Origin of the sequence: Neobacillus niacini (genome assembly GCF_036961885.1) — a bacterium.
GTDB lineage: Bacteria > Bacillota > Bacilli > Bacillales > Cytobacillaceae > Neobacillus > Neobacillus niacini_H.
Genome location: NZ_JBALNQ010000003.1, coordinates 72554 through 99020 on the forward strand (window position 1 = coordinate 72554; position 26467 = coordinate 99020).

29 protein-coding genes are annotated in these 26467 nt (G+C 38.5%); 25 read left to right on the top strand and 4 right to left on the bottom strand.

The features are described 5' to 3' along the window. Genes V7124_RS02385 through V7124_RS02435 form a run of 11 tightly spaced genes read left to right on the top strand, consistent with a single transcriptional unit; the run spans position 1 to position 9069 of the window. Complete coding sequence (locus V7124_RS02385) at positions 1-1467, top strand: heme ABC transporter ATP-binding protein (protein WP_335485500.1); 1467 nt, start codon at positions 1-3, stop codon at positions 1465-1467. Next, on the top strand, positions 1464-2447 hold the full coding sequence (gene cbiB, locus V7124_RS02390) for an adenosylcobinamide-phosphate synthase CbiB (RefSeq protein WP_335485502.1): 984 nt from the start codon (positions 1464-1466) through the stop codon (positions 2445-2447). The genes V7124_RS02385 and cbiB overlap by 4 nt, the downstream gene beginning before the upstream one ends. After that, a complete protein-coding gene (gene cobD / locus V7124_RS02395) occupies positions 2404-3480 on the top strand; it encodes a threonine-phosphate decarboxylase CobD (RefSeq protein WP_335485505.1) in 1077 nt (358 codons plus the stop codon). Before cbiB ends, cobD begins: the two co-directional genes overlap by 44 nt. Further along, entirely contained in the window at positions 3462-4034 is a 573-nt protein-coding gene (locus tag V7124_RS02400) for a bifunctional adenosylcobinamide kinase/adenosylcobinamide-phosphate guanylyltransferase (RefSeq protein ID WP_335485508.1), read from the top strand. The genes cobD and V7124_RS02400 overlap by 19 nt, the downstream gene beginning before the upstream one ends. Then, positions 4031-5536, top strand: coding sequence for a cobyric acid synthase (locus V7124_RS02405; RefSeq protein ID WP_335485511.1), 1506 nt, complete (start codon positions 4031-4033; stop codon positions 5534-5536). Before V7124_RS02400 ends, V7124_RS02405 begins: the two co-directional genes overlap by 4 nt. Continuing rightward, a complete protein-coding gene (gene cobS, locus V7124_RS02410) occupies positions 5533-6321 on the top strand; it encodes an adenosylcobinamide-GDP ribazoletransferase (RefSeq protein ID WP_335409434.1) in 789 nt (262 codons plus the stop codon). The genes V7124_RS02405 and cobS overlap by 4 nt, the downstream gene beginning before the upstream one ends. Next, on the top strand, positions 6279-6890 hold the full coding sequence (locus V7124_RS02415; protein ID WP_335485514.1) for a histidine phosphatase family protein: 612 nt from the start codon (positions 6279-6281) through the stop codon (positions 6888-6890). Before cobS ends, V7124_RS02415 begins: the two co-directional genes overlap by 43 nt. Further along, the gene (locus tag V7124_RS02420) at positions 6842-7291 is read left to right on the top strand and encodes a bifunctional adenosylcobinamide kinase/adenosylcobinamide-phosphate guanylyltransferase (protein WP_335485516.1); all 450 of its coding nucleotides are present in this window, start codon (positions 6842-6844) and stop codon (positions 7289-7291) included. Before V7124_RS02415 ends, V7124_RS02420 begins: the two co-directional genes overlap by 49 nt. Then, positions 7288-7872, top strand: a complete 585-nt coding sequence (locus tag V7124_RS02425) for a cob(I)yrinic acid a,c-diamide adenosyltransferase (protein ID WP_335409439.1) — start codon at positions 7288-7290, stop codon at positions 7870-7872. The genes V7124_RS02420 and V7124_RS02425 overlap by 4 nt, the downstream gene beginning before the upstream one ends. Further along, positions 7847-8356 carry an ECF transporter S component gene (locus V7124_RS02430; protein WP_335485519.1) on the top strand — a complete coding sequence of 170 codons (510 nt, stop codon included), beginning with the start codon at positions 7847-7849 and terminating at the stop codon, positions 8354-8356. The genes V7124_RS02425 and V7124_RS02430 overlap by 26 nt, the downstream gene beginning before the upstream one ends. Further along, positions 8353-9069, top strand: coding sequence for an ATP-binding protein (locus V7124_RS02435; RefSeq protein ID WP_335409441.1), 717 nt, complete (start codon positions 8353-8355; stop codon positions 9067-9069). The genes V7124_RS02430 and V7124_RS02435 overlap by 4 nt, the downstream gene beginning before the upstream one ends. A 26-nt stretch (positions 9070-9095) precedes the next feature. Here V7124_RS02435 and V7124_RS02440 read toward each other — a convergent pair whose 3' ends face one another. Further along, positions 9096-11198, bottom strand: a complete 2103-nt coding sequence (locus V7124_RS02440) for a transglycosylase domain-containing protein (RefSeq protein WP_335409443.1) — start codon at positions 11196-11198, stop codon at positions 9096-9098. Positions 11199-11371: 173 nt separating this feature from the next. Here V7124_RS02440 and V7124_RS02445 point away from each other — a divergent pair, with 173 nt between their 5' ends. Both V7124_RS02445 and V7124_RS02450 read left to right on the top strand, forming a co-directional pair. Further along, positions 11372-11683: a phage holin gene (locus V7124_RS02445; RefSeq protein WP_335485522.1), complete on the top strand. Its 312-nt coding sequence runs from the start codon at positions 11372-11374 to the stop codon at positions 11681-11683. 164 nt (positions 11684-11847) lie between these two features. Further along, complete coding sequence (locus tag V7124_RS02450; RefSeq protein WP_335485524.1) at positions 11848-12063, top strand: hypothetical protein; 216 nt, start codon at positions 11848-11850, stop codon at positions 12061-12063. A 42-nt stretch (positions 12064-12105) separates the two neighbouring features. Here V7124_RS02450 and V7124_RS02455 read toward each other — a convergent pair whose 3' ends face one another. Next, positions 12106-13395: an ATP-binding protein gene (locus V7124_RS02455; protein WP_335409450.1), complete on the bottom strand. Its 1290-nt coding sequence runs from the start codon at positions 13393-13395 to the stop codon at positions 12106-12108. Between the two features lie 231 nt (positions 13396-13626). Here V7124_RS02455 and V7124_RS02460 point away from each other — a divergent pair, with 231 nt between their 5' ends. The 6 genes from V7124_RS02460 to V7124_RS02485 all read left to right on the top strand — a co-directional run bounded on the left by V7124_RS02460 (position 13627) and on the right by V7124_RS02485 (position 18691). Next, positions 13627-14076, top strand: coding sequence for a MaoC family dehydratase N-terminal domain-containing protein (locus V7124_RS02460; protein ID WP_335409451.1), 450 nt, complete (start codon positions 13627-13629; stop codon positions 14074-14076). Beyond that, positions 14073-14474 (top strand): MaoC/PaaZ C-terminal domain-containing protein, encoded by a 402-nt coding sequence (locus tag V7124_RS02465; RefSeq protein ID WP_335485526.1) that lies wholly within the window; start codon positions 14073-14075, stop codon positions 14472-14474. The genes V7124_RS02460 and V7124_RS02465 overlap by 4 nt, the downstream gene beginning before the upstream one ends. 473 nt (positions 14475-14947) lie before the next feature. Further along, positions 14948-15721: an SDR family oxidoreductase gene (locus tag V7124_RS02470; RefSeq protein ID WP_335485744.1), complete on the top strand. Its 774-nt coding sequence runs from the start codon at positions 14948-14950 to the stop codon at positions 15719-15721. Between the two features lie 124 nt (positions 15722-15845). Then, positions 15846-16778, top strand: coding sequence for a manganese-dependent inorganic pyrophosphatase (locus V7124_RS02475; protein WP_335485529.1), 933 nt, complete (start codon positions 15846-15848; stop codon positions 16776-16778). A 131-nt stretch (positions 16779-16909) separates the two neighbouring features. After that, entirely contained in the window at positions 16910-17323 is a 414-nt protein-coding gene (locus tag V7124_RS02480; protein WP_335409458.1) for a MerR family transcriptional regulator, read from the top strand. Positions 17324-17377: 54 nt separating this feature from the next. After that, positions 17378-18691: a hemolysin family protein gene (locus V7124_RS02485; RefSeq protein WP_335409461.1), complete on the top strand. Its 1314-nt coding sequence runs from the start codon at positions 17378-17380 to the stop codon at positions 18689-18691. Positions 18692-18746: 55 nt separating this feature from the next. On the opposite strand, the gene V7124_RS02490 is transcribed toward V7124_RS02485, so the two are convergent. After that, entirely contained in the window at positions 18747-19682 is a 936-nt protein-coding gene (locus tag V7124_RS02490; RefSeq protein ID WP_335485532.1) for an amidohydrolase family protein, read from the bottom strand. A gap of 273 nt (positions 19683-19955) precedes the next feature. On the opposite strand from V7124_RS02490, the gene V7124_RS02495 reads away from it, so the two are divergent. The 6 genes from V7124_RS02495 to pobA all read left to right on the top strand — a co-directional run bounded on the left by V7124_RS02495 (position 19956) and on the right by pobA (position 25393). Beyond that, complete coding sequence (locus tag V7124_RS02495) at positions 19956-21419, top strand: aldehyde dehydrogenase (protein ID WP_335485535.1); 1464 nt, start codon at positions 19956-19958, stop codon at positions 21417-21419. 18 nt (positions 21420-21437) lie between these two features. Further along, positions 21438-22214: a 2-keto-4-pentenoate hydratase gene (locus V7124_RS02500; RefSeq protein ID WP_335409469.1), complete on the top strand. Its 777-nt coding sequence runs from the start codon at positions 21438-21440 to the stop codon at positions 22212-22214. A 50-nt stretch (positions 22215-22264) separates the two neighbouring features. Then, the gene (locus V7124_RS02505; protein ID WP_335409472.1) at positions 22265-23047 is read left to right on the top strand and encodes a 2-keto-4-pentenoate hydratase; all 783 of its coding nucleotides are present in this window, start codon (positions 22265-22267) and stop codon (positions 23045-23047) included. Positions 23048-23083: 36 nt separating this feature from the next. After that, positions 23084-23269 (top strand): 4-oxalocrotonate tautomerase, encoded by a 186-nt coding sequence (locus V7124_RS02510; RefSeq protein ID WP_335409475.1) that lies wholly within the window; start codon positions 23084-23086, stop codon positions 23267-23269. A gap of 28 nt (positions 23270-23297) precedes the next feature. After that, complete coding sequence (locus V7124_RS02515) at positions 23298-24146, top strand: extradiol ring-cleavage dioxygenase (RefSeq protein WP_335485538.1); 849 nt, start codon at positions 23298-23300, stop codon at positions 24144-24146. 68 nt (positions 24147-24214) lie between these two features. Then, entirely contained in the window at positions 24215-25393 is a 1179-nt protein-coding gene (gene pobA, locus V7124_RS02520) for a 4-hydroxybenzoate 3-monooxygenase (RefSeq protein ID WP_335485542.1), read from the top strand. A gap of 152 nt (positions 25394-25545) precedes the next feature. On the opposite strand, the gene V7124_RS02525 is transcribed toward pobA, so the two are convergent. Further along, positions 25546-26334, bottom strand: coding sequence for an IclR family transcriptional regulator (locus V7124_RS02525; protein WP_335485545.1), 789 nt, complete (start codon positions 26332-26334; stop codon positions 25546-25548). Positions 26335-26467 lie beyond the last annotated feature (133 nt).

Consider the following 26467-nt stretch of genomic DNA (forward strand, 5'->3'; position numbering starts at 1 on the left):
ATGCTTAACGTTCAACATGTTTCAGGAGGATATTCAAATGAATCTGTATTGAAGGATATCTCCTTTGAAGTTCAAACAGGGGAGTTGTTCGGAATAGTCGGTCCGAATGGAAGCGGGAAGACAACTCTGTTAAAAATGATCAGCGGTATCTTACCAACTACTAAGGGTGACATTTATATTAGAGAAAAAAAGCTTCAGGAATATACAACAAAACAGCTGGCACAAATCGTTGCGGTTCTATCTCAGCATTCTTCACAATCTTTCTCTTATACAGTTAAAGAAACGGTTTCTCTTGGTCGATATGCCCACCAAAAGGGCTGGTTCCAAACATGGGGAGATATAGATGAGGAAATCGTTCAGCGTGTTATGAAGCAGACAGGGATATCAGCCTTTCAAAATAAAAATATTCAGCAGTTATCTGGGGGAGAAAAACAACGGGTTTTTCTTGCTCAGGCACTTGCACAGGAACCTAAAATTTTATTGCTAGATGAACCAACAAATCATTTGGATTTATCCTATCAAAAGGAATTGCTTGATTTACTAAAATATTGGACCACAGAATCTGGTTTGACGGTCCTATCTATCTTTCACGATTTAAATCTTGCAGGCTTATATTGTGATCGAATACTATTGCTCGAAAACGGCAACATCCATATCAATGGTATCCCGAATGAGGTTCTTAGGGAAGAAAGAATACGTGATGTTTATCATACAGAAATTAAGAAGCTGCCACATCCTAGAGTAGCTGCACCACAATTAGTGTTATTACCAACATACAAGACGGAATCGAAAACCATTCAAATAAATGAAGGGATGCTGCAGAGAACCAATGACTTCATCCAGCTAAAAGCACCTGTTCCGTTACGGACAATGTCATCAGGCGTGATTGGTTCGGGAACAGGCTGGCATCATGCATTTGTTAATCGACACGTTAGTAAGGACTACAACTGTAGTGATCATCGGCTGGAAATGGTCACTTTTCTAAAATCAAAGGGTTTTGAACCGTCAGAAACCGTTGGGATGATGACAGCAGTAATTCTAGAGGACGTATCCTACAAATTTTTTGAACAAGACAGTTTTTCGATATTCGTAGTCATCACCGCAGGGGTAGGAAATGCCATCGACGTCTCTAAAAGTGAACATCATTCCTACATGACGGTGCCAGGCACCATTAATACATGGATCTTCATTAACGGAGAATTAACGGAAGAAGCCTTTATTCAGAGTATTATGACTGCAACAGAAGCAAAAACAAAGGCGCTTCACGATTTAATAGTCATGGACCGGGTGACAGGCACCATTGCTACAGGTACTTCAACCGATAGTATTTTAATAGCAGCCACTCAGGCTGGAAAAAAGTTGGAATATGCTGGAACGATTACGCCATTAGGAAAACTGATTGGAAAAGCCGTATATGAGTGCACTTTAGACGCCATTCAAAAATCGCAAAAAAGGAAACGTGTATGATTGTCTATCATTTAATAGCCATAACCTTTGCCTATTTTATAGACATATTTGTAGGAGATCCACCCAATTGGCCACATCCTGTAAGATGGATAGGAACGATGATTTCATTTTTTGAAAAACGGTTAAACCATGGAAAGAATAAAAGGTTAAAAGGGGTTGCCATGCTCCTTTTTGTTTTATTAATTGTATTTTCTACCGTATTGATCCTTGTTGTTATCAGTTATCTAATTCATCCATTCGTGGGGATTGCAGTGGAAAGCATTGTGATTGCAACCACGATCGCTCAAAAAAGTTTAAAAGAAGCGGCTCTAGAGGTGTATGAACCTTTAAGTAGAGGGGACTTACCCGTAGCAAGAACAAAACTATCCTATATCGTTGGCCGAGACACTGAAACCCTAGATGAAAGCGAAATTGCTCGAGGAGCAATTGAGACGGTTGCTGAAAATACAAGTGATGGGGTGACGGCACCATTATTTTGGGCACTAATAGGTGGGGCACCGTTGGCAATGGTTTATAGGGCAACCAATACCTGTGATTCGATGGTAGGTTATCTAAATGAAAAATATAAAGAATTTGGCTGGGCATCTGCTAAATGGGACGATTTTATGAATTGGATTCCAAGCCGTGTAACGGGGATTATAATGCTGCTAGGAATTAAGCCTTTGGGAATGGAGTATCGAAGAGTATGGACGATTCTGTTCCGCGACGCCAAAAAACATCCCAGCCCGAACAGCGGCTGGGGGGAAGCGGCTGTTGCAGCCCTATTAGGGATTCAGCTTGGCGGTATCAACTATTACAAAGGAATGGTTTCGAACCGTGCCAGGATGGGAGAAGCAATAAATCCAATCCGAGCAGAGCATATTATTTTCGCTAATCGCATTTTAGATAAAACCGTTTTTTTATTTATACTATTTTTATGGATAGGTGGGATGACACTTGAATTTGCCTTCACATGGCTCCAATCCTCAGCATCTTTTTAAGGCAATGGGACGTTCACTCCCTAAGCATTTTATTGATTTTAGTGCAAATATCAATCCAATTGGTCCACCGTCTGCCTTAAAAGATAAGTGGAACGATTTTTATCGTGAAATTATGGTTTATCCAGATCCGTTAGCTGTATCGCTAAAGGATAGGATTGCAGTACAGGAACAAATTTCTGTCGATTCCATTTTAATTGGAAATGGTGGCGCAGAGTTGATTACACTTGTGGCACGATTTCTTTCCGGTAAAAAGGTCGTCGTAATCGAGCCAGCATTTTCTGAATATGAAACAGCATGTCGAGCTAATCAGTGCGAGATTCAGTACCATCAATTAACGGGGCCAAATTTTGCTCTAAATATGGATGATTTACGGTCAAACATATCGAGTGCCGATGCATTATTTTTGTGTAATCCGAATAATCCAACAGGTATTCAATATCCAAAATCGACGATCATTTCTATTTTGGAGGAATGTGAAAAACAAAATTGCTATGTGATCTTGGATGAAGCATTCTATGATTTTTTAGTAGACTATGACTCTTTTATCCCTTACATAAACAGTTTCTCCAAATTAATCATTATTCGTTCTTTGACAAAAATGTTTGCAATTCCAGGTCTAAGGCTAGGTTATATGGCTGCAGCAGCAACGATTATTACCGAACTTAGTGCATTACAGCCGCATTGGAGTATTAATACGATTGCCTTATTGGCTGGTGAACTTTGTATTCAAGATAACGAATTTATTAAAGCGACTCAAAGTTATATTAGAAAAGAACGAGAGCGGCTACTGTCGTTTTTTAAGCAGTATCATTTTGTGGTTACTTCTACCAAAGTCAATTTTTATTTATTACGAGATCCCAATCTTAAGGGGCAGATAGACTTTTTTGACTTTCTTTTACAAAAAGGAATCATTCCCCGCCATACGTTTAATTTTCCTGGGTTAGATGGAAACTGGCTTCGCTTTGCGATAAAGAGCAAGGAAGAAAATCGTATGCTTATGGAGGTGTTAAAGGAATGGCGGTACCTTCATTAATCTTTATTACAGGCGGGGTTAGGAGTGGGAAAAGCAGTTTTGCTGAAAAAATGGCCGTTGACCTTGCGATGAATACGGGTGGACAGTTGAATTACCTTGCAACTGGTGTTGCTTTTGACCAAGAAATGAGAGAACGAATCGCCAAACATCAGCAGGATCGAGCAGCAGGTGAGTCCAGTTGGAGAACAATCGAGAGGTCGTTACATATTGTCGGAATTACCAATATGTTTGGCAGTGAGGATATTATTTTACTCGATTGTGTTACCACTCTCTTAAACAATGAATTGTTTTCTGTTAATCATCAATGGGATGAGCCCTTTTTAAACGCAGTGAAGGATAAAATCGTGAATGGAATAATAGAAATACAGAATCAAGGGAAGGTCTTAATCGTTGTTAGCAATGAAGTATTTCATGAACCTTTGATAGATAATGAATTGGTTTTTACATATAGGAAATTACTCGGACAAATTCATCAGCAGTTGGTCAAGACTGCAGATCAAGCATATTTAGTAGAAATGGGAGTACCAATCCTAATGAAAGGGGCTAGGTCATGAAAGGAGTTATGATCCAAGGAACCGCTTCCGATGTTGGCAAGAGCCTTATTGTGACAGCCCTTTGCCGGATGTTCGCCAATGAGGGCGTAAGGGTTGTACCCTTTAAATCTCAAAATATGTCCAACAACTCTTATGTTACAAAGGATGGAAAAGAAATTGGGAGAGCACAAGGGATTCAAGCGGAAGCGGCCAAGATTGAGGCCGATGTTTGGATGAATCCGATTTTATTAAAGCCCCGATCGGATCAAGATGCTGAAATTGTGTTTTTAGGAAGAGCATTAAAAACTCTTTCAGGAAGAAGGTACCGGGAAACGTTTTATGAAAAGGGACTTGATGTGATTAGAGAGTCTTTGGAACAGTTAAAGAAGCAATACGAGCTGGTGGTAATCGAAGGGGCAGGAAGTCCTGTTGAAATTAATTTAAAGGATCGGGAGCTTGTCAACATGAAGGTTGCCGAACTTGCAAATTTACCTGTTGTTCTTGTCGCGGATATTGATAGAGGGGGCGTCTTTGCAAGTATTGTTGGTACGCTTGAGTTATTAGATCCTCAGGAAAGACAAAGAGTTGTAGGAGTTATTATTAATAAATTCCGTGGCGATATTAGCTTATTTGAAGATGGTATTCAATGGCTTGAGAAGAAAACGGGTATTCCAGTTTTAGGTGTGCTCCCATATGTAGAGAATCACATGATAGATGCAGAGGATTCGTTATCATTAAACGATCAATTTTCAAACAAGAAAAAGGGCAATTTGGATATTGCAGTTCTTCATCTTCCTTTTATTTCAAACTATACGGATTTTGAACCGTTTTTGTATGAAGAAGATGTATCGATAAGATGGGTCAAGCATTCATCAGAATTAGGAAACCCAGACGCCGTTATTATTCCTGGAACAAAAAGTACGCTCCATGATTTGAATACCTTAAGAGATATTGGGCTCGATCACTTAATCAGCAGCCATATTGAGAGTGGCGGATATGTGATCGGCATTTGTGGCGGATATCAAATTTTGTGCGAAGAAATTATCGATGAAGCAGGTTCAGATACAGGAATTCAAAATAGGAAAGAAATAGGATTGGGATATATTCCAGGGAGCACCGTCTTTCATCAAGAAAAGGAAACGAAAAGGGTGACTGGAGAGTATCATGAAGATACCGGTTTTCAAGTGAATCATAGGGTCGAGGGCTATGAAATTCATTTAGGAAAGACGGTATTACATCAGGAGGGATGTTCATTTCTAAGGCTTGAGAATGGAACCAAAGAAGGATATTTTGGTAAGAATGGTCAAATTATTGGGACCTATCTTCATCATCTTTTCCATAATGATGAATGGAGAAATCAATGGTTAAACATGATTCGGAAAAGTAAAGGACTGCCGAATAAAGAAGTCATCTCTATAAGTGATTTTAAAGATAAAAGGTATGATGCCATTGCCGCTAATATGAAAAAACATCTAGACTTTGATCTGTTAAAGGACAAAATCCATCAGTGGGGTTCAATATGAAAAAACTACTTAAGGGTTTGTTAATAGATATACAATTCTTTACCGCCATACCAGTTCCATTTGAATTACCAATGGATAAACCACATTTAAAAAAAGCAGTCCAAGCCTTCCCTTTACTCGGTTTGGTTCAAGGAGTTATCTATGCTTTACTCGTGTTTGTCCTCCTGGAATTTACGCCTTTTTCCAATCTGGCTGTAGCTTTTCTGCTTTGGTTGACCACGATTCTATTAACCGGAGGAATTCACTTGGATGGCTGGATGGATGCAAGTGATGGTTTCTTTTCATACAAGGATCGAGAAAAAAGGCTTGAGATTATGAAAGACCCTCGAACAGGAGCTTTTGGGGTTATCTCTGTGCTTGTTTTGTTAAGCTGTCGTTTTCTTTTTATCTATGAGATTACAGAATATGTTCATTTTTTATCCTACATTCTGATAGCTTCCATTCCCTTTTTGAGTAAAAGTTTAATGGGTGTTCTGCTGTTAACGGTGAAGTCTGCGAAAAAGGATGGGCTTGGTGCTTTATTCCAAAATGCTGCCACGTTAAAGGCATTATGGATCTATCCCGTGTATATTCTAGGGGTTCTTGCTCTCGCCATTTACCTTAATAGTTTATTGCCAATTGCCATTTTAATAGTTACTGCTTTTATTTTTTTCGTTTTTTGTTGTCGGAAGGCTGTAAAATGGTTCGGTGGAATTACGGGCGATGTATTAGGTGCTGCTGTAGAAGGGACTGAATTGGTTTTATGGATGACATTGTGGTTATTGCATTATTTCGTCATGGGTTAACAGAGGAAAATAAACGTAGGGCCTATTTAGGCTGGAATGATTCTCCCTTATGTCCTGAGTCGATGAGGATTAGAACAAAGAACCGTTATGATCATTATTTTTCCAGTGATTTGCACAGATGTATAACGACAGTAAAGCACCTTTTTCCAAATAAGGGTGTAACTATTTTTAAAGAATTGCGAGAAATGAATTTCGGCGAATGGGAAGGAAAAACCTATGATGACTTAAAAGAAGACAAGCTTTATCAGAACTGGCTGTCTGACCCATTTTTAAGTTGTCCGCCGGAGGGAGAAACTTTTCAAACCTTTGCAAAAAGAGTAGAAACAGGGTGGAAGTTCATTTCCCACCACATAATTTCCAATAACTATAAAAGCGGTGGGATTGTCACACATGGCGGAGTCATGAGGTATTTATTAAGTCATTTTGCACCAGAACAAAGAGATTTCTGGAGTTGGCAAACACCACATAATAAAGGATATGAGCTTACGTTTGATCGCGAAGCATTAAGGAGGGGAGAGAGGTGCATTTCATTACTGGAGGTGCCTTTAATGGCAAAAGAGAATGGGTAAAAAAAACATACGGATTAACAGACTCATGGATTTCGGCCTATCAGGAAACAGCATTACCATCAGACCTAATCCAAGTAGACAGTGATTTGCTCGTTTTAGAAGGGGTTGAACTTTGGATAAAGGAATTAACGAAAACTAATGACTCTTTTAGATGTCGCGAAATTTGGAAACAAACTATTCACTATTGGCTTACGTGGGAACAAGAAAATAATCAACGCACACTAGTGGTGATAGGTACAGATATTACTAAAGGAATTGTCCCAGTGGAAGGAGAAAATAGGTTATGGCGGGATGTAACAGGATGGGCGTATCAAGATCTCGCGGCACAGGCTAATAAAATAGATATTATTTGGTATGGTTGTAATCAAACGATTAAACAAACGGGGGAATGGAATCGATGAAACTTTATACTAGAACAGGTGACAAAGGAAAAACAAGCATTATTGGAGGAAGAGTCGACAAGGACGATATCCGTGTGGAAGCATACGGGACAGTGGATGAAGTTAATTGCTTTGTCGGGCAGGTAATGACGGAGCTTAATGCTGAAATCTTTCAGGATGTCCTAGCAGATTTAGAGAAAATTCAGCATGAATTATTCGATTGTGGCGGGGATCTTGCCAATGTTTCTGATAAGATTGAGTTTAAGCTTCAAAAAGAATCGATTGAGTATATAGAAAAGAAAATCGACGAATATATTCAAGAAGCTCCGGAGCTGGAAAGATTTATTCTTCCCGGTGGCTCAAAGCCTTCAGCATCCATTCATATTGCAAGAACAGTGACTAGAAGAGCAGAGAGATTAGTTGTAACCTTATTAAAGGCAGACCAAAAAACACCTGAATTAGCACTAAAATACTTAAATCGCCTTTCAGACTATTTCTTTGCACTGGCCAGGGTGGTAAATTATCGATTGAATGTGAAAGACGTAGAATATATCAGAAGTGCAAAGGTATTTAGGGATGGTAAACGTAAAGATGAAAAGTAGGATGCTAAGTTTACTCGCGTTGTTCTCAGCATTATCCGCTGTGGGCGCCACCATTAAGATTCCTGCCATTGTTGGCAGTGTAGCTTTTGATGTATTCCCAGCCTTAATTGCTGCTGCTTTGTTAGGCGGTGGCGCAGGTGCCATTGTCGGAGTTTTAGGACATTTGTTATCTGCCCTAATTGCGGGGTTCCCTTTAGGCCCGATGCACGTTTTAATTGCAATCGAAATGGCTGTCCTTGTATGGATGTTTGCACTTGTTTATAAAAAGGGGAAAAAAACATCAGCAAGTATCTTGTTTATCCTTGCCAATTCTTTTATAGCACCATTACCATTTATTTTTTTAATGAATCCAGCCTTTTACCTAGGCATTGTTCCTTCGCTGATCATTGGTTCCATTATCAATACAGGAATAGCACTAGTGGCGATTCCTCGTCTTAGTTTTCTAGTCAATCAAGAACGTATCAAAAGAGATGTAAAGCTATGAGGGATGTTATTACCATTCCACTAAATGGTGAAGAGTCGCTTATTATTGCGAGTGATAATAGTGGTGCGATTGGTATGAAAGAACACGATCATGTACAGGTTTCCTACGAAACGGTTGCCTATTATTCGTTTCGGGTAGCTGTTATGGAATGTATCGCGGCAGGCGGAAAGCCGTTTTCTGTGGTCCTTCATAATTTTTGTGGAAATGACTCTTGGGGGAACCTTGTAAAGGGGATTGAAAAAGGCTTTGTAGAATTAGACTTGCAAGATGTTTCGATAACCGGGAGCACGGAGAGTAATTTTCATTTGCAACAATCTGCAATTGGTCTAGTAGTTCTCGGTAAACAGCCTGCAGCTGAAATGACGGAACCACATTTTTCTAACCACTTTAAATTTGCCATCATTGGCAGTCCACTGGTAGGGAACGAGGTGGTTGAATTTCCACATAAAGTTGTTCCATTATCCATTTTTAAGGAGATATCAAACCTGAAGGATGTCATCATTTGGCCAGTTGGATCTAAAGGTATCCTAATGGAATTGAATATGATGTTTCCTGCTATTGAATTTACTAAAGAAATGCTTGAGACAAATCTTGATGTACTAAAATCATCAGGTCCTTCTACCTGCTTTATAATTGCTTTTAATCGACATCTAGAAGATGAAATAATACAATTGGCAGCAGACTATTTCCATTCATTAAAAGTAAATTCCTGAAAAAATAGAGCACGCCAGCTGGCGTGCTATTCCTTTAAGCTTTGAAATTTCTGGATAAGTGAATCAATGCCTTTGCCAATGGAATAAAAAGCATCCTCTAAGCCTTTCTTCCAAACTGGGGCTTGCTCCTGAAGCTTTTCACCTAGTTTTTGAGCGTTTTCGTTTAATTCCTTACTGATTTTCTCAGCCTGTTTTTTAATTTCTTCTCTTGACTGTACTTTCCCAGCTAATTGATCATTAACTGAAAGGACATCAAACTGTTCCTTTTGTCTATGTGGTAAGGATTCTTTCATGATTTCTTTGAAAAGTGGCACTACATTTCCAGAACTGCTGTTTGGAAGATAATGCTCACGGTCCGTTTGATCATAACCAATCCAAATTGCAGCTACCAAATTAGGTGTATAGCCGACCATCCATTGATCCTTAGTCCCACTAATATCAGTAAAGGGGAGCTGGGTTGAGCCTGTTTTCCCGGCAATTTGCACATCAGGAATAAGAGCATTTTTACCTGTACCAGATTCTATTACATTAAGAAGCATGGATGTCATATCATCAGCAATTTTCTTAGAAGTCACCTTTGTCGTTGTCGGATCATGTTCCGCAATAATATTTCCAGTTGGGCCAACAATTTTTGTGATTAGATGGCTGTCTTGACGCTTTCCACCATTCGGAAAAACGGAAAATGCATTGGCTAATTGCTGTGGAGATATCCCCTTGCTCATACCTCCTAAAGCTATAGCTAGGTTGTTATCTTCTTTTTCAATCGGTAATCCAAAGGATTTTAGCGACTCAATTCCTTTCTGGAGTCCAATCTCATTTAAGAGCCAAACCGCTGGGATATTTAATGATTCCTCCAATGCTTTATACAGCTGAACCCTGCCTTGATAGGTTTTTGAAAAATTTTCTGGCTTGTAGTTGCCAAAAGAAGTAGACTCGTCAACGAGCTCTGAATTAAATGTATAACCTTCTTCAAGGGCTGGAGTATAGACTGCAAGCGGCTTAATAGTGGAACCTGGTTGGGCTCTTAATTGGGTAGCACGGTTAAATCCTCTAAACACATGCTCACCCCGTCCACCTACAAGTGCTAATACTCCCCCCGTTGCTGGGTCCATAAGAACCGACCCACTTTGAACCATTTGATCTCCTTTTCCTTTCGGGAAAAGTGATTTATTGTTGTTGACCTTTTCAAGTCCTGTTTGAAGGTTTTGGTCTAATTCAGTATAGATGCGATATCCCCTTGTTAAAATCTCTTCCTGCGTTAAGCCGTATTTGGAAATCGCTTCATTTAATACAGCATCCACATAATAAGGATATTTCCGTTCAACTAAACTCCCGCTGCCACTTTTAATCTTAATTTGCTCATTTTTTGCCTCATCGAACTGCTCTTTGTTGATCATACCTAGCTCGTTCATCTTCCCGAGGACGACATTTCTTCGCTTCATTGCTACGTCATAGTTCTTTGTTGGGTCAAGGTAACTTGGAGATTGCAGTAAACCAGCAAGCAAGGCTGCCTCACTGACGGTAACTTCATTGATTGGTTTATTAAAATATCTCTTTGAGGCATTACTGATCCCCCAAGCCCCCGAGCCAAAATAAACTTGATTTAAGTACATTTGCAGAATTTCATCTTTTTTATAAACCTTTTCAATTTTGACCGCTAAAAATAACTCTTCTGCTTTTCGCTTATAGGTTTGTTCAGGAGATAGTAAGGCGTTTTTTGCTAGCTGCTGGGTAAGCGTACTGCCGCCACCCGTAATTTCCCCCGCAAATAAATTGTTGAAAAGCGCCCTCGTGATCCCCTTAATATCAAAACCATGATGCTCATAAAAACGTTCATCTTCAATGGCAACAACAGCAGCAGGAACATATTTTGGGAGTTCCTCAATCTTAATACCCGCAGTTCGATTGGTCGCAACATTTGTGGCGACCTTTTCAGCATGATCATATATGACGGTCGGTTGGCTAAGCCCTTCCTTTAATGTCTGGACATTTGCCCTCATGGCAAGCCAGCCAAAATAAACGATTGTTACCAGGACCGCAATCAGAATGACTAATAATAAAAGCTGTGTTAAATGCTTCTTTTTCCAGAATCGGACAATCATTTCCCAAAAGGGGCGTAATCTCTCCATTTGTGCTCCTTTCCTACAAAAGGATTTTTGCTTTCCTTATTATAAATTTAATATCATAAAAACACCAATCATAGCCTTTTGTGGTGAAAAGACTATAAGATGAAAGAAATAAGAAGCGAATTTTAATTTTAGGTTTGTGGATATTAGCGGACAACCATTCTAAGTCCAAGCATATGTTAAAAGAAAGAACCTATAAAACATATGAAAGGGATGAGAGAATGATTAACTGGAAGGTCCGCTTTAAAAACAAGAGCTGGGTTATGGCATTTATTGCACAACTAATGATAGTTGCTCAAATGCTCTTGGGGGGATTAAATGCATTAGGGATTACCGATTTTCAACTATCTGATGCGATTCAGCAATCCATTTTAACGTTTGTTAATGCTTTGTTCATTTTACTTTCGATGATGGGGCTTGTACAAGACCCAACAACAAAAGGCATGAGTGATAGTAACCGAGCAAAGTCATATAAAGAACCAAACTAATATAGACAAAAAACGCTTGACTGACCAATTTAGGGTTCGAGCGTTTCTTTTTTTGTAGATAATTGTAAAAAAAAGGAGATTGAAACTTCTGAATTGTCGATTGTATAGAAGGTATAATTAAATTAACAAACATATAGTAATCCACTTAGAAAGGGGTTCTTAAGATGTGGGATTGGATTTGGATGGGACTACTGATATTCTTCCTTTTTATTATCCTAGAGGAGTCCGTCTACTTTCTTTGGAATCGGTATGTATATGGACGTAAAGAAAGAAAACAGAGACGATGGAATAATAGAAACACATTGGGAATTGACTTTTTAACTCGATTACATGTAAAAGAAAAATGGCAAAAGTTTAACCGAAAAGTAAGATCGCATTAGGGTAAGCATAAAAAAATCCTATCCAGGTGGAAAAGGATTTTTTTATGCTTTTTCTTTCAAATGATTTTTTACCAAAGACGAATCTTGTACCAATGGTAAGGTTATGTTGACCGTGGTACCGATGCCTAGTTCACTATCAAAAACGATGTTTCCCTTATGGGATTGGACAATTTTATAACTGACGGTTAAGCCCAAGCCTGTACCTTTTTCCTTTGAGGAATAGAAAGGTTCTCCTATTTTTTGTAAACGCTCAGTAGATATCCCGCTGCCTTTATCTTTCACCGTTAGTATGATTGTTTCCTTTTCGGTTAATTCAAGACTAATCCAAATTTTACTGTCTTTTTTCGAAGCTTCAATTGAATTTTTTATTAAATTTATAAACAGCTGTTTTAACTGGTTTGGCTCACATTCAAGGATGATATCCTCTTTTGGAAAATTAGACTCAATTTGAACATTGTAAAGAGCTGCCTCGGCTGCTAATAATGAAATGACGTCTTTTAATAACTTTTGAATCACTGATTTTGTATACTTCAAATGCTGTGGTTTCGCTAATAACAAGAGTTCACCAACGATATGGTTAATTCGATCCAATTCATCTAACATGATCTGGTAATAATCCGGGTGTTTATTATCTTCCATTTGTAATAATTGTACAAAACCTTTTAATGAGGTTAATGGATTCCTAATTTCATGGGCAATACTGGCAGATAACTCGCCGACAACAGAGAGTTTTTCGGTTCTGTTAAGACGTTCTTCTGTTTGTCTTAAAGTAGTAACATCCCGTCCAATAATGACCAATCCTTCTCGACTTCCATCCTCATGAAATAGCGGGACTTTTATGGTATCGAAAATTTTTGATGTGCCATCTGGAAGTGGAACAACCTCTTCAAACCGTGTGAACGTGCCTTTTTCCCATGTTTCTTGATCAGATATTTCACAATAATTTAGTGCTTCCGCATAGAACTCCGAGTATTGTGCTAATTCAGAGTCTTTTTTTCCACGGTAATCCACATCCTCAAGCTGAAATAACTTCAGCCCAAAATTATTGGATTGTATCCATCGGCCATCTCCATCTTTAAAGTTTACAAAATCTACCATCGAATTTATTAGGGTTGATAAACGCTTCTCTTCTTCTTTTGTGGTATCTAGTTCTTCTTTTTTGAGGATGAAAAAATAAAAAATTCCACCCGTAACAAGAATATAGAAAATCTCTTTCCCCCGTTCAACATAATGTTCAAGGGAAGAAGGGATGAAATGTACTAGAATATAATTACTTACGTAAAGCCATATCAAACTGCTAATTAAATACAGGAATACCAATTTCATTTTCATCATTTGCTTCTCCTGTTCTCTCGAGATGAGAAGTTTCCTGGATTTTCACCAAAAGTATAGTTGCAAAGTCTATAGTACTAAAAAATATCGAAATAGGGAATATCAGAAAGCTGGAAATCTTGGCCTGTGGAATCAATATTCCAAAAGTAGCATTTTTGCAAAAAAAAGTTGTTTTGTCTGAAAGTTCAGAATAAAATGAAGGTAATATTTATAAAGTGAGGCGAATCGATAGTGTTCAGCGATCAAATTGGAAAACGTTCTACGAAAGTGAAGAATGCAGTCGAACGGGGGGCTGTCAAGAAATTTGCAGAAGCAATTGGTGATCTTCATCCCATTTATTATGATGAAGAAACAGGGCTGAATTCTAGATATCGAAACAATATTGCCCCGCCTACATTTCCGAGAGCATTTGATTATGGGGAAATAGTGGGATTAAATCTGCCAACTAAAGGATTAATCCACGGGGGGCAGACTTTTCATTATGAGCGGCCGTTAGTGGTGGGCGAAGAAATTCTTTGTTACTCCGAAGTGAAGAAATACTTTGAGAAAAAAGGTAATTTTGGTGAAATGGGTTTTCTTATTGTGGAAAGTTTTGGAGAAGATTTGGTTGGAAATTTGATTTTTAGTTCCACCTCAACCATTGTTATTTCTGAAGCAGTGAGGAAGGTGCTAGTAAAATGAGAAATCTTGTGCAGCTACATGTTGGTGAATCGGTTGAAGAGATTCAACTAGAGCCAGTTTCGAGAATAGATTTAATTAAATATGCCGGTGCTTCAGGCGATTTTAATCCCATTCATACGATCGATGAGGAAGCAAAGAAAGCTGGCTTACCAGGGATTATTGCTCATGGAATGTGGACGATGGGCAATCTGGCAAAGCTTTTTACACCGTATTTTGAAGATGGCTTTGTTCAGGATTACTCGATCCGTTTTAAGGGCATGGTCTTTTTAAATGATGTTATTACCTTAAAGGCTACCTTAAAGGAAGTAAAAGAGGAAAAGCACCGCTTCCAGGTTCAAGCTGTTAACCAAAATGGGAATGAAGTATTGAAAGGTGAAGTTGTGTTTCATATATACTAGACAAAATTAACCCTGCTGAAAGAGGACCTCATAAGATGGGTTTATATTTTAATAGTTTAGGTAACCTTATGAGGTTTATAGTGACCGAAAGGTGAAATAAAAATGGATTGGGTAATTATAAGCGGTTTATAGTGACCGAAGGATAGAGATGAAAATGGATTGGGTAACTATAGAGGGTTTATAGTGACCGAAGGATGAAATGAAAAGTGATTTTGGTAACTATAGAGGGTTTATAGTGACCGAAGAGCATGCAGAAAAGGCATTTGGGTAAATGCAGGAGGTCTGGAGTGACCGAAGAGCATGCAGAAAAGGCATTTGGGTAAATGCAGGAGGTCTGGAGTGACCGAAGTGCATTCAGAAAAAGCATTTGAGTAACTCCAGGAGGTCTGGAGATGAGTCTTTACCAATGCGGAAAATATACTAACCAGTTGGTATGTAAAATAATTAAACAGAGAATTCGGGAGGTTACGTCAATGCATATTAAGGATTTATTTGATTTAACAGGTAAAGTTGCAATCGTAACAGGGGGTGGACGGGGACTGGGTCAACAAATTGCAGTGGGATTCGCTGAGGCGGGTGCTAATGTAGTGGTGTGTTCAAGAAAGCTCGAAGCATGTCAAGAGGTTAGTGAAGGGTTAAAGAATATTGGAGTAGAAAGCTTCGCTATAAAGTGTGATGTTACCAATCCTGAGGATGTAAAGAATGTTGTCGACCAAACGATAGAAAGGTTTGGGCGAATTGATATCCTCGTTAATAATAGCGGAGCTACTTGGGGAGCTTTGACAGAAGACATGCCACTTGAGGCTTGGAAAAAAGTGATCGACGTGAATGTGACAGGAACGTTCCTTATGTCACAAACTGTGGGCAGAGTCATGATTGAACAGCAAGCTGGAAAAATCATAAACATTGCCTCTGTTGCTGGACTTCAAGGTAGTAATCCTAAATACATGAATAGTATTGGCTACAATACTTCTAAGGGGGCAGTAATTACTTTTACAAAGGATTTAGCCGTTAAATGGGGTCAGCATGGAATCAATGTAAATGCCATCGCACCAGGGTTTTTCCCTACAAAAATGTCAAAAGGATTGTTAGAGCAAGGTGGCCAAGCAATCTTAGAAGGTACCCCATTAGGGAAGCATGGATCTGAGAATGACTTAAAAGGAGTGGCACTATTTCTAGCTGCACCTGCATCTGATTATATTACAGGGGACATTATTGTCGTTGATGGCGGTGCACACGCAATGTAGGTATTTATTAAGGCAATTAATCAATACTTACATTTTTTTTGAATCAATAATGGAAATCATATATAATTTACAATAGGGTCAAAAATTTGTCCTAGATAATTTAATATGATTAGGAGTTAAAACAATGGAAAAAGTACTTATTTTCGGTCATAAAAACCCTGACACAGATACGATTTGTTCTGCAATTGCCTATGCAGATTTGAAAAAACAACTTGGAATGGATGTTGAACCCGTTCGCCTTGGCAGTGTGAATGGTGAAACGGAATATGCTCTTACATATTTTAACGCGGAATTCCCACGTTTAGTTGAAAATGTTGCTGCTGAAGTAACTTCTGTTATTCTGGTTGATCACAATGAGCGTCAGCAAAGTGCCAATGATATTAGTGAAGTTCGTGTTTTAGAAGTAATCGATCATCACCGTATTGCAAACTTTGAAACAAGCGACCCATTGTATTACCGTTGTGAACCAGTGGGCTGTACAGCAACCATCTTAAATAAAATGTATAAAGAAAATGGTAAGCAAATCAAAAAAGAAATCGCTGGACTTATGCTTTCTGCGATTATCTCTGATTCATTGCTATTTAAATCGCCAACATGCACAGCAGAAGACGTTGCAGCTGCAAAAGAACTAGCTGAAATTGCTGGTGTCAATGCAGATAGCTATGGTTTAGAAATGCTAAAGGCTGGCGCAGATTTAAGTGACAAAACGATTGAACAATTAATTACACTTGATGCAAAAGAATTCGAAATGGGCTCAAGTAAGGTAGAAATTGCGCAAGTCAATGCGGTTGATACAGCTGAAGTTCTTGCCCGCCAAGAGGAATTAGAAGCGGCTATCTCAAAGAATATTGAAGAAAAGAATCTTGATTTATTCTTATTCGTGGTTACCGATATTTTAACAAATGATTCAGTCGGTTTAGCACTAGGAAGTAAAACAAATGCAGTTGAAAAAGCCTACAATGTCACTTTAACCAATAACACAGCTGTATTAAAAGGCGTTGTTTCACGTAAGAAACAAATCGTTCCAGTATTGACTGATATTTTTAATCAAAAGTAATAATCGAGAAACCGTTCTTTTACAGGAACGGTTTTTTGTAATGTGGTACATTCAGAACTGGTACGTTGACTGTACACTTTAGGTTATGGTATATTTATAGAATCATAGGGAGGAGTGAGTGCGTTGGGAAGTTGTATCGTATTGGCGAGTTAGCTAAGTTAATGAATCTCTCTAAAAGAACAATCGATTATTACACCCAAATAGGCTTACTTAACCCTGTTCGGACGGACTCTAATTATCGATTGTATGGAGAAGACTGCATTCAAATTATTCACTTAATTGAACACTATAAAAATCTTAATATGCCGCTAGAGGAGATTAAATCTTCCATTGAGCTAATTAAGACTGAGAACTGCATGGACAAACAGAAAGTTGAAAAGCACTTTGACCAAATTGGGATACTAATGCATCATCTAAAAGAAGAAATTGAAACGATCGAACCAATTCTTCAAAAATTAAATCAAAATCAAAAAGAAATGGTTGTTAATAAACTTTCAGCTCAAGGTGTGCCATTAGCCCAAACCTTATTATTATTACTAAGTTAACTTTACAAAAACCAGGAGGTGTATTCCTTACTCATTCTTTGTGTAAGGAGAATATTGACCATAATTAACTTGATTGTGATTGCAATTTTAATTGCTTTTACGGCATTCTTCGTATCTTTCGAATTTGCCATTGTAAAAATCCGAAGTACAAGAATTGATCAGCTAGTAGCAGAAGGCAATAAAAAAGCAATTGCGGCTAAGAAAATTGTATCAAATCTAGATGAATATTTATCAGCGTGTCAATTAGGTATTACAGTAACTGCATTAGGATTAGGTTGGTTGGGTGAACCAACAGTTGAACATATACTTCATCCATTGTTTACACGATTCAATATTCCTGATTCGGCATCAGGTATATTATCATTTGTGATTGCTTTTGCTTCCGTAACCTTTATCCACGTAGTAGTCGGTGAGCTTGCGCCTAAAACAATTGCCATTCATAAAGCAGAGGCTGTTACTTTAATTTTTGCTAAACCGATGATAATTTTTTATAAAATTATGTATCCATTTATTAAAGTGTTGAATGGTTCAGCACGTGTTATCGTTGGAGCGTTTGGCTTAAAACCTGCTTCCGAGCATGAAGAAGCTCACTCTGAAGAGGAACTTCAATTAATTATCTCGGAAAGTTACAAGAGCGGTGAAATCAATCAATCTGAATACAAGTATGTAAACAATATTTTTGAATTTGATGATCGTATTGCAAAAGAAATTATGGTACCTCGTACAGAAATCGTTGCTTTTGACAAATCACAAACATTAGCAGAATGTTTGGAAATTGTGAAAGTAGAAAACTATACAAGATATCCAGTCATTGATGGTGAAAAAGATAACATCGTCGGTATGTTGAATATGAAGGAAGTATTGACGGATTATATTAGTGGTAAAGACCTTGATACACCAATTGATGAATATACACGACCTGTAATACAGGTCATTGAATCCATAGCCATCCATGATTTATTAGTAAAAATGCAAAAAGAACGTGTGCATATGGCCATATTAATGGATGAATATGGCGGTACGGCAGGACTAGTGACGGTTGAAGATATTTTAGAAGAAATCGTCGGTGAGATTCGTGATGAATTTGATGAGGACGAAGTTCCAGAAATCAACAAAATCAGTGAAAACAAAACTGTTGTTGACGGTAAGGTTCGTATCGATGAAGTAAATGACTTATTTGGATTAGACATTCATGAGGAAGAAATGGATACAATAGGTGGATGGATCCTTTCTGAAAAAATGGAAGTAGTCGAAGGGGATAAGCTTCATTATGGTGACTATGAGTTTAAGGTTCTCGAGGTTGAGGGATACCATATTAAATCATTAGAAATCGTAAAAATGCTAAAAAAAGAATCGTCGATAGCGTAAAAAACAACAAGGTGGCGCCGCCACCTTGTTGTTTTTTTATGGAGTTATGCCTCGTTCAGTCTAGTAATGAATGAGCACCCTTTTGATTATTACCCAACGGAGGCCAAACACAAAGGTCAAAAGGATAATCGGATCCTGGGACTACTCGATCCTCACCAACTGACTTAATCAAGAAATCCAAGCTTTCTTGACTCCATAGAACCGAATCATACCAAAAGCGACTCAAATATTCTGAGGGTTTCGCCTGCAGTTTAGATGAAACAATCTGCCATTGTTCATACCCTTTGTTGAGTCTGCCAATCTGATAAGGAAGGAAGCCGCCGCCATGAGCAAATAGAATCTTAACATTCGGATATTTATCTACGTGTCCACTTAATAAAAGATCGGTGGCACATACCGTTGTTTCCCAAGGTACACCAATTAAATTAGGCATCATTCTTCTTTTTAAACGAGGGTCCTCACTCAATAATGGATGAATAAATACTATCGCTTTTTGTTTATTTGCTTCTTCAAAAAATGGCGTAAAAAATTCGTCGGATAACATATGCCCTGGTAAGCCTGGACCAATAATAACTCCTTTTAATCCAAGGTTCATAGCTTCACGTAGGACTTGTGCTGCTTTTTCAGGGTTTGTAAGAGGGACAGTGCCTAATGCTGAAAGTTTCTGAGCTGTTGATTTTGTCCAAAATGCCAATGAACGATTGTAAACAGTTGAAATATCTGTTGTAATTTCTTCAGGAAAATCATACATAAAAAGTTGTGGAATCGGTGATAGCAGTGAATGGGAAACACCAGCATTTTCTTGCTCGTTTAAATATAGGGTACCATCCGTAAAGGCCTTCTTTAACTCAAAACCCCATTTTTCATTAACAACTAAAAAATCATCCTTATTTTCTTCTTTTTTGATCCATTTCGCATTGACGGTATCTTGATGGTCTTTAAGCCAGGTGATTACCTCAGGTGGAATAAAATGAGTATGAAAGTCGTACATGACAATGCTCCTTCTTATAAAAACTAGATTGCTAACCATACAAAATCTTAACTTCTATAGTCCGCAATATATCATTAAAAATCTTAATTGGAAAGAGAAAATTAATAATATTCAGATTTATCTCTAAATATACAGTAAAAATCAAATTTTTGTTTTAAATTTTTATTAGTTGTTGCACATAGGGAAACTATGGAGTTGTATGTGGAATTCGCAACCGTTACCATAATCTTAAGAATATATAAAAAAATATAGATTACTAGGAGGAATATAGAAATGAAAGTTGAAACTAGAGTAAGAGCGATTAATTGTTTACATTTTATTAACGGTCAATTTGTTGAATCACAAAACAAGAAAACGTTTGAGAACATCAATCCTGCAACAGAAGAAGTATTAGGTACAGTTGCCGAAGGAGGAAAAGAAGAAGTAGATTATGCTGTTGCCGCAGCTCGTAGAGCGTTAAATGGGAAATGGAAAGGAATGACAGTTGGAGAACGTTCCAAAGTAATACGACGCATAGGTGATTTGATTCTTGAGAGACAAGAAGAATTAGCCTATTTAGAATCGTACGATACTGGAAAGCCTTTCTGGTTAACCAATAGTATTGATATTCCACGTGCTGCTTATAACTTCCACTTTTTTGCAGATTACATGATTTCCATAAATACAGACGCCAATCAACAAGATGATCTAGCGATCCATTATTCGTATCGTCGTCCTGTAGGTGTAGTTGGAATCATTAAGCCATGGAATCTGCCACTATTATTACTTACTTGGAAATTAGCTCCTTGTTTGGCAATGGGGAATACAGCTGTTATTAAACCTGCTGAATGGACGCCAATGACTGCAACCGTTTTAATGGAAATTTGTAAAGAAGCTGGGGTTCCGGATGGAGTGGTAAACCTTGTTCATGGCTTCGGTCCAAATTCTGCAGGTGGAGCGATTTCAGAACATCCAGATGTGGATGCCATTTCCTTCATTGGGGAGCCAAGTACAGGGACAGCAATTATGAAATCTGCTGCTGCTTCATTGAAAAAGCTTTCCTTTGAATTGGGTGGGAAAAATCCTAACATCATTTTTGCTGATTCTGATTTGGATGAGGTTATTGAAACAACGCTTAAATCTAGTTTTATCAATCAAGGTGAAGTATGTTTATGCGGATCACGTATTTATGTAGAACGTCCTGTGTATGAAGAATTTTTAGCGAAATTTGTTGAGAAGGTAAAAACATTAAAGGTCGGCCACCCACTTAACAGCGATTCCAAAGTAGGTGCTTTAATTAGCAAAGAGCATTATGACCGTGTCAACAGCTATATTGAGATTGCAAAAAACGATGGAGCAACCATCCTTGCAGGAGGAAAACGCCCCGAAGGCTTTGAAAAGGGTTTTTATTTAGAACCAACGATTATTACTGGATTAGACAGAAATTCACGCTGTGTTAGCGAGGAAATCTTCGGACCTGTTGTAACAGTCATGCCATTTGATATGGAAGAAGAAGTAATCATGCAGGCAAACGATACCCATTACGGATTAAGTGCAACGATTTGGACAAATGACCTACGACGTGCACACAGAGTATCACATCAGATTGAGGCGGGAATTATTTGGGTAAATACCTGGTTTTTACGTGACCTTCGAACTCCATTTGGTGGAATGAAGCATAGCGGAATCGGCAGGACAGGCGGCATGCATAGTATTGATTTTTACTCAGAATTATCGAATATCACTATTAAGCTCTAGGGAAGGGGAGTAAGACAAATGTCGAATAAACTAAAACAATATGCAGCGAAATTAGCTGAAGCAGAGGCAACAAAAGTAGGGACTGCACCACTTACTTCAATAGATTCGGAATTGACAGTAAAAGAAGCCTACTCTATTCAACTTGAAAATATTAATAAGAAACTGGAGCAAGGGCAGAAAATCGTCGGCAAAAAAATCGGCCTGACTTCAAAAGCCATGCAAAATCTTCTTGGAGTTGGTGAGCCAGATTATGGACATTTACTTGATAGCATGGTAGTGGAAAACGGCGGGAACATTTCCATCGAAGATGTACTCCAGCCTAAGGTGGAAGCTGAAATAGCATTTATTTTAAAAAAGGAATTAAGAGGTCCGAATGTAACAACTTTGGACGTTCTGCAAGCCACAGATTATGTTGTTCCAGCACTTGAAATCGTTGACAGTCGTGTGAAGGATTGGAAAATCAAACTTGCAGATACTGTTGCTGACAATGCTTCTTCTGGCTATTACGTCCTTGGCGGTAAGCCGACCAAAATCGAGGATGTAGATCTTGAACTAATCGGTATGGTGCTAACGAAAAACGGAGAACTTGTCAATACGGGTGTGGGTGCAGCGGCATTAGGAAATCCTGCAAGCTGCGTAGCATGGTTAGCCAATAAATTATCAGAATTTGATATTCCACTTCGGGAAGGCGAAGTAATTTTATCTGGTGCACTGTCTGCAGCTGAAGTTGCAACAAAAGGCGATACATTTACGGCAAGATTTGCTCATATCGGGCAAGTAAGTGTTCGTTTTTAAAAAAGGGTTATTATGTAAGTAATGTATGTTAGTGATAAGGAGGAACAATAATGAGTCAATATAAAGAGTTAGCGCAATATTTGGTATCTGCGGAAGTTGAAAAACGAGAAGTTGTCAAAATAACAGCAAATTTGAAGCCCGATTTAACCGTTGAAGAAGCTTATCTTATTCAACAAGAACTTGTAAATATTAAGTTAAATGAAGGAAAAAGAATCGTTGGTCCTAAAATGGGTTTAACCAGTCATGCGAAAATGAAGCAAATGAATGTTAACGAACCCATTTATGGATATGTATTTGACTATATGCTTATTGAAAATGGCGGTCAGGTTCCACTACATGAGCAAATCCATCCAAAAGTGGAAGCAGAAATTGCTTTTGTAATTGGAGAAGATATAGAAGGCCCAGGTGTGACTGGTGCCCAAGTTTTAGCAAAAACACAATATGTGCTTCCAGCATTAGAGATCATTGATAGCCGTTATGAAAATTTTAATTTTACCCTACCAGATGTTATTGCTGATAACGCATCTACCTCAAGGGTTGTATTTGGTACAACACTTAAAAAACCAGAGCAATTTGAGTTGGATTTAGTTGGCGTTACGCTATCCATTAATGGAGAAGTAAAGGATTTAGGCGCAGGTGCTGCAGTCGTTGGCCACCCAGCCCATTCTGTCGCAATGCTTGCAAACATGCTGGCTAGAAGAGGAGAAAAGGTTCGTAAAGGTGACGTCATCCTTACAGGTGGAATTACTGGTGCCGTTATGTTGAAATATGGCGATGTCGTAAGTGGGAAATTTGAAGGCTTAGGTGAAGTGACCTTTACGGTTACGGATTAAATGTGAGAAGTATTTTAGAAATGGAGTGATTCGCCGATGCCAATCATCAACGTGCAAATGATGGAAGGAAGACCAAAAGAGAAGATCGCAGAAGTGATTCAAAATATAACGAACACGGTTTCAGAAACTTTAGATGCTCCAAAAGAGAATATAAGAGTAATTGTTACAGAGATTCCAAAAACTCACTGGGGAAAAGCAGGGAAACCGATGTCTGAAGTATAGAATGCTAAAAATATTTAGGGAGGATCATATGACGATTGAATTGAGTATGTTGGCACCTCATGTCCCAAGTATTTGCCATGAAAAAGATGTACCTGAGTTTCAACAGGATATGGTTTCAGCTATGAAAGAAGTTGCCAAGGAGATTGAAGCAATAAAACCTGATGTTCTAGTATTAGTTTCATGTCACTGGCCATCAACATTTTTTCATTATGTTGACTGTACTCCTGTCCACAAGGGGATTCTAACTGCATTTGAAGCGCCGGACTTGGTTAAAGATGTTCCCTATCATTGGCCAGGTGATGAAGAATTAGCCAATCAATTAGTAAAAGCTGGTGAGGAAGCTGGCTTACAAGTCCAAGGAGTAAATGACCCTTATTATCTTTGGGACTACGGAAGTGTGGTTCCTTTACGGTACTTGGTTCCGAATGAAGATATTCCAGTAATTAATTTATCCGTTACATTAGCTGCTAGTTTAGAAGAAACGAATAAATGGGGGCAAGTGATTGCCAAGGTTTTACGAGAGAGTGAGAAAAAGATTGTTTTTGTTTCAAGTGGTGCATTATCTCATAATTTAGTCCGGGGAAGACATAATAAGCCAACTGTAACGGAACATGCTATGGATAAACAATTTGTGGAATACATCATGAATAAAGATTATCAAGCAGCATATGAGATGCTTCCACAGTATGCAAGGTTTGCAAAGGTTGAATCTGGCGGTCGTCACCTTGCAATGCTATTTAGCATGATTGAAGACGGATGGGAACCAACCTATTTAGCCGACGGACAATCTTCTGGAAGTTGGAATGCCATGGTTACTTTTGGGAATAAAAAGTCAGTCGAGATAGAGGCTGAAGCAGATAGGGAATATGTTAAATAAAGAAAAAGGCTGTAGGAATTTACTAAAGTATCTTCCTACAGTCTTTATTATATAGAAGGGATGATTATATGCGTTCACAGGTTGGTATTATTGGTGCGGGGCCAGCAGGACTGCTGCTTTCTCATTTATTGCATTTACAAGGGATAGAATCTATTATTCTTGAATCTCGTTCTCGGGAGGAAATTGAGGGTACCATTCGTGCAGGTGTGTTAGAGCAGGGCACAGTAAATCTATTAAAGGCAACAGGTGTGGGAGAGCGGTTGATGAAGGAAGGTCATGTTCATCGCGGTATTGAATTACAATTTAAAGGTAAACGGCACCGGATTGATTTACATGAGCTTTCAGGTGGAAAAGAAATAACCGTCTATGCCCAGCATGAAGTAATTAAAGATTTAGTAGCCGCCCGTCACCGAGCTGGTGCAAAAATCTTCTTTAATGTTAGTGATGTTAGTCTACATGATATTGAAACATCTACACCGAAAATTCAATTCCGCCATGGTGATGAGTTGCAGGAATTAACGTGTGATTTTATTGCTGGCTGTGATGGTTTCCATGGACCTAGCCGTAAAGCCATTCCAGCTGATGTCAGATCAGAGAAACAAAAAATCTATCCATTCGGTTGGCTTGGAATATTGGCGAAAACAGCACCTGTAAACCCTGAATTAATATATACGCATCATGAAAGAGGATTTGCACTTCTAAGCACTAGATCACCTGAAATCCAACGTCACTATATCCAGGTTGAACCTAAGGATGATATCGCAAATTGGTCAGATGATCGTATTTGGACGGAGCTGCATGCAAGGGTTGATATGGCAGATGGCTGGATCTTAAAAGACGGACCAATTATTCAAAAGAATATCGTTTCAATGCGCAGCTTCGTCTGTGAGACCATGCAATATGGCAGATTGTTTCTTGCAGGAGATGCGGCCCATATAGTGCCTCCAACAGGTGCAAAAGGACTTAATTTAGCCGTAGCTGACATCCAAGTTTTAGCTCGAGGGATCAATGAATTCTATCAATCTGGCAAGGAAGAGCTACTCAATCGGTATTCTGAAATTTGTGTTCGCCGTGTATGGAAAGCTCAGCGTTTTTCCTATTGGATGACCACGATGCTTCATCGGAATTTCGACAATAGTCCATTTGACGCCGGCATTCAACTAGCAGAATTGGATTTTGTCATTTCATCAAAGTCTGCATCAACAAGTCTTGCTGAAAACTATGTTGGATTACCAATGGAATGGTAGAAATAGTAACAGGTTTCAATATTCGATTAACTGCACTTTAGTAGCATTTTTTGAAGCCCTCCCTCAGTTCGCTAAAGTGTTAATGCGCTGGGGGTCATGCGCAAATTTATTCCAGTAAACTCAAAGTTCGCGATCGACCCTAAACCTTATATCTAACCAAAAAATCGCTTATCATACCCCATCCGTTCAGAAGCTTCCTTGCCCGCATTCATAACCTTTTTAGCGATATCTGGCACTTTATAATCCATCATCCGTTGGAGAGGGCCGACCACATTGATGGCTGATACAACCTTCCCAGTATAGTCGCGAATAGGTGCTGACACGGATCTTGTTCCTACTGTTAATTCCTCGGTACTAATTGCATATCCTCTTTTTCGGATTAACTCCAATTCATTCCGTAACTTATCGGGATCTGTAATACTTTTGCTTGTGTATGCATGCAACCCTGCTTTGATTACCTCTTCAACTAGATTATTTTCATCAAAAGCAAGCAGTACTTTCCCAGAACTTGTGCAGTAGGATGGATTTTTTCTCCCTAGATGTGTGAGGATTCGAACCGGGTGGCTGCATTCTTCTTTATGTATATAGATTGTCTCGAGACCGTCCAGAACCGATAAATGTGCTGTTTCCCCGGTATCATGCACTAATTTAAATAGTAGTGGTGATACCTCTTTATGGATTTCCAGGTTATTTGTTACAATACCGCCAAGTGTCAATACGGATATTCCAAGTTTATACTGGCCCGTGTTTTTATCTTTTATAACAAAACCTTCATGAGCAAGTGTAGTAAGTAAACGGCTTACAGTACTTTTTGCAAGACCGAGAGATACTGAGAGGTCACCGACCTTTTGTGTTGGTTCAAATGTAGAAAAACTCTTGAGAATACGAAGTGCATTACTGACGGATGAGAGAATTTGTGGATTATTACTTTTCTCAGACATTTTCCATCCCCTTTTCTTTAGCTGTTCCATATACAGGAATATATTTATATGTTTTGAATATTCTATCATTTAAATTTGATTATGTACACAGTTTTTGGTATCGCTTACAAAATATTTGGCTGTGTTAAACTTG

Coding starts and splice junctions, on each gene's coding strand:
- V7124_RS02385 (WP_335485500.1), top strand. CDS start 1: ATGCTTAACGTTCAACATGTTTCAGGAGGATATTCAAATGAATCTGTA.
- cbiB (WP_335485502.1), top strand. CDS start 1,464: ATGATTGTCTATCATTTAATAGCCATAACCTTTGCCTATTTTATAGAC.
- V7124_RS02400 (WP_335485508.1), top strand. CDS start 3,462: ATGGCGGTACCTTCATTAATCTTTATTACAGGCGGGGTTAGGAGTGGG.
- V7124_RS02405 (WP_335485511.1), top strand. CDS start 4,031: ATGAAAGGAGTTATGATCCAAGGAACCGCTTCCGATGTTGGCAAGAGC.
- cobS (WP_335409434.1), top strand. CDS start 5,533: ATGAAAAAACTACTTAAGGGTTTGTTAATAGATATACAATTCTTTACC.
- V7124_RS02415 (WP_335485514.1), top strand. CDS start 6,279: ATGGATGACATTGTGGTTATTGCATTATTTCGTCATGGGTTAACAGAG.
- V7124_RS02425 (WP_335409439.1), top strand. CDS start 7,288: ATGAAACTTTATACTAGAACAGGTGACAAAGGAAAAACAAGCATTATT.
- V7124_RS02430 (WP_335485519.1), top strand. CDS start 7,847: ATGGTAAACGTAAAGATGAAAAGTAGGATGCTAAGTTTACTCGCGTTG.
- V7124_RS02435 (WP_335409441.1), top strand. CDS start 8,353: ATGAGGGATGTTATTACCATTCCACTAAATGGTGAAGAGTCGCTTATT.
- V7124_RS02440 (WP_335409443.1), bottom strand. CDS start 11,198: ATGGAGAGATTACGCCCCTTTTGGGAAATGATTGTCCGATTCTGGAAA.
- V7124_RS02445 (WP_335485522.1), top strand. CDS start 11,372: ATGTTAAAAGAAAGAACCTATAAAACATATGAAAGGGATGAGAGAATG.
- V7124_RS02450 (WP_335485524.1), top strand. CDS start 11,848: ATGTGGGATTGGATTTGGATGGGACTACTGATATTCTTCCTTTTTATT.
- V7124_RS02455 (WP_335409450.1), bottom strand. CDS start 13,395: ATGAAAATGAAATTGGTATTCCTGTATTTAATTAGCAGTTTGATATGG.
- V7124_RS02465 (WP_335485526.1), top strand. CDS start 14,073: ATGAGAAATCTTGTGCAGCTACATGTTGGTGAATCGGTTGAAGAGATT.
- V7124_RS02470 (WP_335485744.1), top strand. CDS start 14,948: ATGCATATTAAGGATTTATTTGATTTAACAGGTAAAGTTGCAATCGTA.
- V7124_RS02475 (WP_335485529.1), top strand. CDS start 15,846: ATGGAAAAAGTACTTATTTTCGGTCATAAAAACCCTGACACAGATACG.
- V7124_RS02490 (WP_335485532.1), bottom strand. CDS start 19,682: ATGTACGACTTTCATACTCATTTTATTCCACCTGAGGTAATCACCTGG.
- V7124_RS02495 (WP_335485535.1), top strand. CDS start 19,956: ATGAAAGTTGAAACTAGAGTAAGAGCGATTAATTGTTTACATTTTATT.
- V7124_RS02500 (WP_335409469.1), top strand. CDS start 21,438: ATGTCGAATAAACTAAAACAATATGCAGCGAAATTAGCTGAAGCAGAG.
- V7124_RS02505 (WP_335409472.1), top strand. CDS start 22,265: ATGAGTCAATATAAAGAGTTAGCGCAATATTTGGTATCTGCGGAAGTT.
- V7124_RS02510 (WP_335409475.1), top strand. CDS start 23,084: ATGCCAATCATCAACGTGCAAATGATGGAAGGAAGACCAAAAGAGAAG.
- V7124_RS02515 (WP_335485538.1), top strand. CDS start 23,298: ATGACGATTGAATTGAGTATGTTGGCACCTCATGTCCCAAGTATTTGC.
- pobA (WP_335485542.1), top strand. CDS start 24,215: ATGCGTTCACAGGTTGGTATTATTGGTGCGGGGCCAGCAGGACTGCTG.
- V7124_RS02525 (WP_335485545.1), bottom strand. CDS start 26,334: ATGTCTGAGAAAAGTAATAATCCACAAATTCTCTCATCCGTCAGTAAT.